The organism is Terriglobia bacterium (assembly GCA_020073205.1).
Classification (GTDB): Bacteria; Acidobacteriota; Polarisedimenticolia; order Polarisedimenticolales; family JAIQFR01; genus JAIQFR01.
Genome location: JAIQFR010000046.1, coordinates 25927 through 33140 on the forward strand (window position 1 = coordinate 25927; position 7214 = coordinate 33140).

Here is a 7214-nt window from a genome sequence, read left to right on the forward strand (position 1 = left end):
AAGATCGGGACGACGGTCTCGGCGAACGGAGGGAGGCAACCATGGCAGGTGGGTGGTTCGCGGCGGGTGCTATCGCGGCGGCCTTGGGGGTGGTGCTTGGCGCTTTCGGCGCCCACGGGCTGAAAGACCGGGTGGCCCCGGACCTCCTGGCGATCTACGAGACCGGCGTGCGCTACCACCTGGTGCACGCGCTCGCGCTCCTCGCGGTCGGCTGGGCGGCGGAGCGCTGGCCGGGGCCCTGGGCGTCGGCGGCCGGTTGGCTCTTCCTCGCGGGGATCCTGGTGTTCTCGGGGAGCCTCTATCTGCTCGCGTTGACCGGCGCACGGTGGCTCGGGGCGGTCACCCCGCTCGGCGGGCTGGTCTTCATCGCCGGCTGGATCGCCCTCGCGATCGCCTCCCTCAGAGGGTAGGTAGGGCTAGATCAGCCGCTCGAGGCGGCCGAGGTCGAGGAACGTGACCTTGGGGCCGTCCACGGCGACGATCTTCTCGCGGATCAGGCGTGCGAAGGAGCGGGACAGGGTCTCGTGGACCGTGCCCAGGTACGAGGCGAGCGAGCCTTTCGCCAGCGGGAGGGTCAGCGCCGGCCGTGGATCGCGCCGCCGGCCGGCCTTGTCCAGCTCGTCCAGGAGGTAGCGGGCCAGCCTCGACGTGACCTCGCGCAGGGTGACCCCCTCGAGCTGCTGGCTCAGCTCCCTCAGGCGGACCGCGAACCCCTTCAACAGCTCCCACGCCACCTCGGGGTGCTGCTTGAGGAACGGGAGAAACTTGTCCCGCGGCAGGAACATCACCTCGCTGTCGCGGGTCACCCGGCCGTGCGCCGGGTAGCGGGCCTCGGGCTCCTCGAACATCGGGTCCTCGGCGATCGAGTCGCCAGGGCGGCAAACGTGGAGGATCAGCATCCGCCCGTCGCCGGAGAGCTTGTACACCACGGCGAGGCCGCTCAGGATCACGTACATCCCGCGGTACGGCTCCCCGTCGCCGAACAGCGTCTCCTTCCGCCGCAGCGGAACGATGCGCGAGAGGCCGGCCAGGCGGTCCAGGTCCTCGTCCTCGAGCTCGGCGAACAGCGGCACGCGCCTCAACCGGTCCCGGGTGCTCTCGTGAACGTCGCTAACGCCTTCGCCCATGTCGCCTCGTCCGCTCGCTGGGCAGGGGCCCGAAGGTCAAGTAAACCCGGTCGGGGTGGTGGGTGTCAACCGGTCGGATTCTCGTCGTCGCGCGCCGCGCCGCGGGACGGCTCCCGTGGCGCGACGCGCAACGGCCGGTTCTAGGTCTCGGCCCTCTCCAGGAAGACCCGGAGGACCCGGCTACGGGAGGGGTGCCGCAGCTTGCGGAGCGCCTTGGACTCGATCTGGCGGATCCGCTCGCGGGTCACCGCGAACGACTGCCCGACCTCTTCCAGAGTGTGCTCGCTGCCGTCTCCGACGCCGAAGCGCAGTTTCAGGACCTTCTCTTCACGAGGGGTCAGCGTCTTCAGCACCGCCTGAGTCTGTTCCCTCAGGTTCAGTTGAATCACCGCTTCGACCGGAGAGACGGCGGTCCGGTCCTCTATGAAATCCTTTAAGTGGCTGTCCTCCTCCTCCCCGATCGGCGTCTCGAGGGAGATCGGCTCCTGCGCGATCTTGAGGACCTTCCTCACCTTCGCGACGGGAATGCCCATCTTCCTCGCGATCTCCTCGGGCAGAGGCTCGCGGCCGTACTCCTGGACGAGGCTCCGGGAGGTGCGGATCAGCTTGTTGATGGTCTCGATCATGTGCACCGGGATGCGGATCGTCCGGGCCTGGTCGGCGATGGCCCGGGTGATCGCCTGACGGATCCACCAGGTGGCGTAGGTCGAGAACTTGTAGCCGCGCCGGTACTCGAACTTGTCCACGGCCTTCATCAGGCCGATGTTCCCCTCCTGGATCAGGTCGAGGAACTGCAGGCCGCGGTTGGTGTACTTCTTGGCGATCGAGACCACGAGCCTGAGATTGGCCTCGACCAGCTCGCTCTTGGCCCTCTTGGCCTCGTGGTGCCCGCGGTGGATCGTCGAGGCGACCGCGGAGACCTCCCTCCGGGTGCCGCCCATCTCCTGCTCGATCATCCGGATGTCACCACGGAGCTGCTCGATCTTCCGGCGGACCTCGCGGCGGAGCGCGTCGTCCCGGAACGCCTTCATCTTGGCGTTCAGGTCCTGGATGTGCCTCTCGTGGCGCTTGATCTTTGCGTCGGAGTCGGTCACCTGCCGCGCGAGGGCATCCACCTGGGCCGGCACGAGGCCGAGGCTCCGGAACTCCCGGGCCAGGCGGACCTGGAGCCGCGCGGCCTTCCACCGTGCGGACCGGTTGGCCTTCGTGCCGTCCTTGGTCCGCTTGAGCCGCTTCCCTGCGTTTTCGATCTGCCCGACGGTGCGGAGAATCTTCCCGATGCCGTGCCGGGCCCTTTCGAGCCGCGCGTCGGGGGAATCGTCGTCCTCTTCCGCGCCGGCGAACAGGTTCGCCGAGACCTGGTTCTTCCGGATCCGCTCGCCGAGCTGCCGGATCTCGTTCAGGACGTGGCTCGATCGCGACAGGGCCTTCAGGATCCGGCGCTCGCCCCGCTCGATCCTCCGCGCGATGGAGACCTCGCCCTCGCGGTTCAGGAGCGGGACCGTCCCCATCTCCCTCAGGTACATCCGGACGGGATCGTTCGTCTTTTCCAGCGGTCCGCTCAATGACTCGGGCTTGGCGTCGTCGTCCTTCGCCTCGTCGTCCTTGGGGACGATGTCCTTCCGCCCCTCGGCCGCGCCGACGCCGGGGAGGGGCTCACGGGCGTCGGTGTCCACCAGCGCGATCCCGTGGTTCTCGAAAAGGGTGAAGACCTCCTCGAGCTCCTCGGCGGACGAGCTGACCTCGTCGGGCAGCATCTCGTTGATCTCGTCGTAGGCCAGGTACCCCCGGTCCCGCCCGAGCAACACGAGCTGCCGCACCTCGTCGTACTTCTCCTCCACGGAAACCGTGGAGTCCCGTTTCTTCTTGGTCATCTCTCCTCGCAGGCCGATCGCTCCCTCAGCTCAGGGCGTCGATCTGCCGTCCGAGCTGCTGCTTGCGCAGCAGCAGGGCATCCACCGCCGCCGGATCGGCGGTCCGTTCGATGGCGCGCTGAAGCTCGCGCCGCTCCCGGACCAGCCGCTCGAGCCGGAGCGCCTTGACGCAGCCCTCGACCTCGTCCTCACGGATCTCGGGCCCTTCGCGAAAGGCGATCCAGGTGAGCAGCTCCCGGTCCTCCTCGGCGTCCAGGGTTTCCAGGACCTCGGGCAGCTTCACCTCCTTTCCCTCCTCCAGGTGAAGGAGGATGGCGTCCACGATCCGCCCGACACGGGTACCGACAAGGTCGGCGGGCTCCAGCTGCGCGAGCGCCCCCGACCGTCCATCGCCGAGACGAAGGAGGACGGCCACCAGCCTGGCCTCCGCCTCCCGAATCGGCTCGCGGTCGAATTGGCGCTGCCGGATCCCGGGGCGCGCGGCGCGGAGCGCCGACTTCAATTCTTGAAGCACCAAATCGTCTTCGATCCTCAGGGCGTCCGCCAGGAGCCCGGCCCACGAAGCCCGCTCGACCGGGCTCTCGAGCCGGGCAATACGGGGGAGCAGCGCGTTGATCGCCGCCACCTTCTCCTCGGTCCGGCCGAGGTCCCGCGAGGAGCACTCGCGGCGAACGAGGTATTCGAGCCATCCCGGCGCCTGTTTGACGAGCCGCTCGAACGAAGCGGCGCCTTCCTTCCGGACGTAGTCGTCGGGGTCCATCCCGGTGGGTAGCTCGACCGCTCGCACGTCGAACTTCCGCTCCAGCAGGAGGTCGAGCGACCTCTGGGTCGCGGCGGCGCCGGCGGCGTCGCCGTCATAGCAGACCACGACGCGCCCGGTGTAGCGGGAGAGCAGGCGGGCCTGGTTCGGGGTAAACGCGGTTCCGAGCGACGCCACCGAGTGCTCGAACCCCCCTTGCCGGAGCGCAGCGAGATCCAGATACCCTTCGACCACGATCGCGTACCCCTCCCTGCGGATCGGTTCTTTCGCGTCGTCGAGCCCGTAGAGGTGGTCCCCCTTCACGTACGCAGGAGTCTCCGGAGAGTTCAGATATTTCGGCTCGGCGTCCCCCAGGGCGCGCCCACCGAAGGCGAGGGTCCGTCCCGCGACGTCCCGGATCGGGAACATCAATCGGTGCCGGAACCGGTCGTATTCCCCCTGGCCCTCCTTCCTGGGGATCGCGAGGCCGCTCTCGACCACTTCCTGCGGCTTGAACCGGCGGGAGAGGAGGTGCGTCCGGAGCGATTCCCAGGCGTCGGGTGCATAACCCAAGCCGAGCCGGGAGGCGGTCTCGAGCGCGATGCCGCGGTGGGCCAGGTATTGCCTCGAAAGATGCCCCGTGGCTTCGTCCCGCAGTTTGGCCTTGAAGAACCCCTCGGCTTCCCTGTGGAGGTCGAGCACCCTGGAGCGGACGTCGTTCTCCGGCTTACGCGCCGCCGGAAGGGGGACCCCCCAGCGATGGGCCAGGAGTTCGACGGCCTCCGTGAATCCGACCTTCTCGTAAAGCATGACGAACTTGAAGATGTCGCCGCCCGTGTGACAGCCGAAGCAATAGAACAGTTGCAGGGCCGGATCGACCGAGAAGGACGGAGTCTTTTCCTGGTGGAATGGACACAACCCCTTAAGCCTGGAGCCCGCCGGCTTCAGGGGAACGTAATCCGAAACCAATCTCGCGATGTCGCCGGCGCGCCGTACCGCATCGACGAAGTCCTTGCTCATCGGAACGCCCAAGGGGCCACCCGCCGCGCCCGTCTCGCCGGCCGGGGATACCCGGCCGGCGGTTCGGGTGGGATCAAGCGTTGCTCTTACGCTCCTGGGCCAGACGCTTGAGCAGCTTCTTCCGCGCCGCGAGGGCCTTGCGCTTCTTCTTGACGCTAGGCTTCTCGTAATGCTGGCGCTTCTTGATCTCGGTCAGAATGCCCGACTTCTCGCATTTCCTCTTGAAGCGTTTCAGGGCATTCTCGAGGCTCTCGTCCTCGCGGACCTTGATCAGCGGCATGGATCCGATCACCCCACTTTCGTCGCTGGTTACCGCGTCCCATGGCGCGGGCCGGGACCGCCGCGTCGCAAAACGTTTAGTCTAACCGACGCTGCGCCCGCCGTCAACACTCATCAGCTCGGTCATTCCCGGCAAAACCCAGCGAATAGTTGGGGCTACAGCCTCCGGTGCGACAAACACATGCCGCCCCTCCCCCTGGGGACGACCCGGCGCACCGGTCGAAATTGCGTCGAGCCCAATAACGACTGTTATATATGGGTCAGGTATGACGCAGTCAAGGAATTTCAATCGCTCGACAGCAACTCGTGGTGCACATGAGCAACGCTACCTTTTTGTTGCTCTTGACGGGCGCCCTCGATTGATCAGGGCCGCCAGGCAGCCTGCTCCGAACCCATTGTCGATGTTGACCACTGCGACACCGGACGCGCACGAGTTGAGCATGGCCATGAGGGCCGCCCAGCCTCCCGCGCCGGTGCCGTAGCCGGTACTGGTCGGCACCCCGATCACGGGACAGTCCACGAGGCCCGCGACGACCGATGGGAGCGCTCCCTCCATTCCGGCCACCACCACGATCACGCGCGCCCTCAACATGGCTTCGCGATGCGCCATCAGCCGGTGGAGCCCGGCCACCCCGACATCGTAGATCCGCCGGACGTCGTGACCCATGACGCTCGCGGTCAGCGCCGCCTCCTCGGCCACGGGCAGGTCCGATGTCCCTGCGCTGATCACCACGACCCCGGGGCGGCCCGCACGCCTTCGGCCGGACCGAAGCACGACGGCGCGGGCGGCAACGTGACTCTCGAGCCGGGGGAACGTCCGCCCCAGGGCCTGGTGGACGTCGGGACCGACCCGGGTCACGAGAACCGTCTGGCCGTCGGAGTGAAGTCGCTTCACGATCGTCTCGATCTGCTCGACGGTCTTGCCGGCTCCGTAGACGACCTCCGGGAAACCCCGCCGGAGCGCGCGGTGGAGATCCAGGGCGGCGAAGCCGAGATCGGCGACGTGTCCGTGGCGAAGCCGCTCCATCGCCTCCGCCACGCCGACCCTTCCCGCGCGGACACCGCGAAGCATCCTTTTCAGATCCTCTCTCTCCATCGGAACCTCCCGCCGCGCCTTGACTCCTCGCTCCACTCCACCCTAGCATGGGGCCAACAGGAGGAAGCACCTTGAGTCGCATGTATCCCGATCGGCGCCCCCGTCCGGAGCGCCGCTCCCACGCCAGGTTCGAGCGCTCGGTCGAACTCCAGGGAACACCGGAGTCCGGCGGGGTCGTGGCGAGAATGACCGCCGACGACCTCTCGCTCGGGGGCCTGCACTGCTCGTCGTCGATGGACTTCCCGGAGATGACCCGCCTCGCCGTCCGCCTCATGCTTCCCGAGCGCGGCTCCGTGGCCGTCGAGCCGCTCGAGGTCGAGGCGGTCGTCGTCCGACGCCGCGAGCTCCCGTCGGCGGGCGGCAACGGTCGCTTCGAGCTCGCGCTGTTCTTCTCGGGGATGAGCGACGCCCAGCGCGAGAGGCTGGCGCGGTTCCTCGCCATCGCCTGATCGCTTCGATCCGGTCCATCGGAAACCCGCTCCGGACGCGGGTTTTGGTGCGCGTTTCCCTTGACACCGGCCGCGGGGAAGGATGTAATCCCCCCGACGCCGCGGCGGATCCGCGGCGACCTTACGACGGAAGGAGGTGACAAGGAATGAACAAGGCGGCGCTGATCGGGAAGATCGCCGAGGACGCGGGCGTCACGCGGAGCGCGGCGGCGACGGCGATGAACAGCCTCATCGAGGGGATCACGCACTCCCTCAAGAGGGGACAGCGAGTCACTCTCGTCGGCTTCGGCACGTTCGCGGTGAGCAAGCGCAAGGCTCGCATCGGGCGGAATCCGCAGACCGGCGAGTCGATCAAGATCAAGGCCAAGAAGGGCGTGCGCTTCAAGGCCGGCAAACAGCTCGTGGACGGTCTCAACAAGTAGCGCTTCGACCCGAGAATCTTCGAACGGGGTCGGAGCTTGAATCTTGCTCGCGCGAGCAAGGACCAGGCTCCGACCCCGTTTCTCACTCCAACACCACCAGGGTGGTTCCTGCCTCCACGGCGCGTCCGGCCTCCACGTGGACGGCGGCCACGCGCCCCGCGCGCGGGGCGCCGATCTCGTTCTCCATCTTCATCGCCTCGACCACGAC

General features: G+C 67.7%; 9 protein-coding genes. 3 read left to right on the forward strand and 6 right to left on the reverse strand.

All coding sequences use genetic code 11. The features are described 5' to 3' along the window. Positions 1-41 precede the first annotated feature (41 nt). Positions 42-410: a DUF423 domain-containing protein gene (locus LAO51_11250; GenBank protein MBZ5639314.1), complete on the forward strand. Its 369-nt coding sequence runs from the start codon at positions 42-44 to the stop codon at positions 408-410. A gap of 6 nt (positions 411-416) precedes the next feature. On the opposite strand, the gene LAO51_11255 is transcribed toward LAO51_11250, so the two are convergent. The 5 genes from LAO51_11255 to larB form a co-directional block, all read right to left on the reverse strand. After that, positions 417-1127 carry a Crp/Fnr family transcriptional regulator gene (locus LAO51_11255; GenBank protein ID MBZ5639315.1) on the reverse strand — a complete coding sequence of 237 codons (711 nt, stop codon included), beginning with the start codon at positions 1125-1127 and terminating at the stop codon, positions 417-419. A gap of 140 nt (positions 1128-1267) precedes the next feature. Then, positions 1268-3001 (reverse strand): RNA polymerase sigma factor RpoD, encoded by a 1734-nt coding sequence (rpoD, locus tag LAO51_11260; protein ID MBZ5639316.1) that lies wholly within the window; start codon positions 2999-3001, stop codon positions 1268-1270. 25 nt (positions 3002-3026) lie between these two features. After that, positions 3027-4760 (reverse strand): DNA primase, encoded by a 1734-nt coding sequence (dnaG, locus tag LAO51_11265; GenBank protein MBZ5639317.1) that lies wholly within the window; start codon positions 4758-4760, stop codon positions 3027-3029. Between the two features lie 73 nt (positions 4761-4833). Further along, on the reverse strand, positions 4834-5040 hold the full coding sequence (gene rpsU / locus LAO51_11270; GenBank protein ID MBZ5639318.1) for a 30S ribosomal protein S21: 207 nt from the start codon (positions 5038-5040) through the stop codon (positions 4834-4836). Between the two features lie 324 nt (positions 5041-5364). Continuing rightward, positions 5365-6135, reverse strand: coding sequence for a nickel pincer cofactor biosynthesis protein LarB (gene larB, locus LAO51_11275; GenBank protein MBZ5639319.1), 771 nt, complete (start codon positions 6133-6135; stop codon positions 5365-5367). Between the two features lie 71 nt (positions 6136-6206). On the opposite strand from larB, the gene LAO51_11280 reads away from it, so the two are divergent. Together LAO51_11280 and LAO51_11285 are read left to right on the forward strand one after the other, a co-directional pair. Continuing rightward, positions 6207-6584, forward strand: a complete 378-nt coding sequence (locus LAO51_11280) for a PilZ domain-containing protein (protein MBZ5639320.1) — start codon at positions 6207-6209, stop codon at positions 6582-6584. 146 nt (positions 6585-6730) lie between these two features. Further along, positions 6731-7006 (forward strand): HU family DNA-binding protein, encoded by a 276-nt coding sequence (locus LAO51_11285; GenBank protein ID MBZ5639321.1) that lies wholly within the window; start codon positions 6731-6733, stop codon positions 7004-7006. An 82-nt stretch (positions 7007-7088) separates the two neighbouring features. On the opposite strand, the gene LAO51_11290 is transcribed toward LAO51_11285, so the two are convergent. After that, a partial coding sequence (locus LAO51_11290; GenBank protein MBZ5639322.1) for an acetyl-CoA carboxylase biotin carboxyl carrier protein subunit occupies positions 7089-7214 on the reverse strand: 126 nt, incomplete at its 5' end.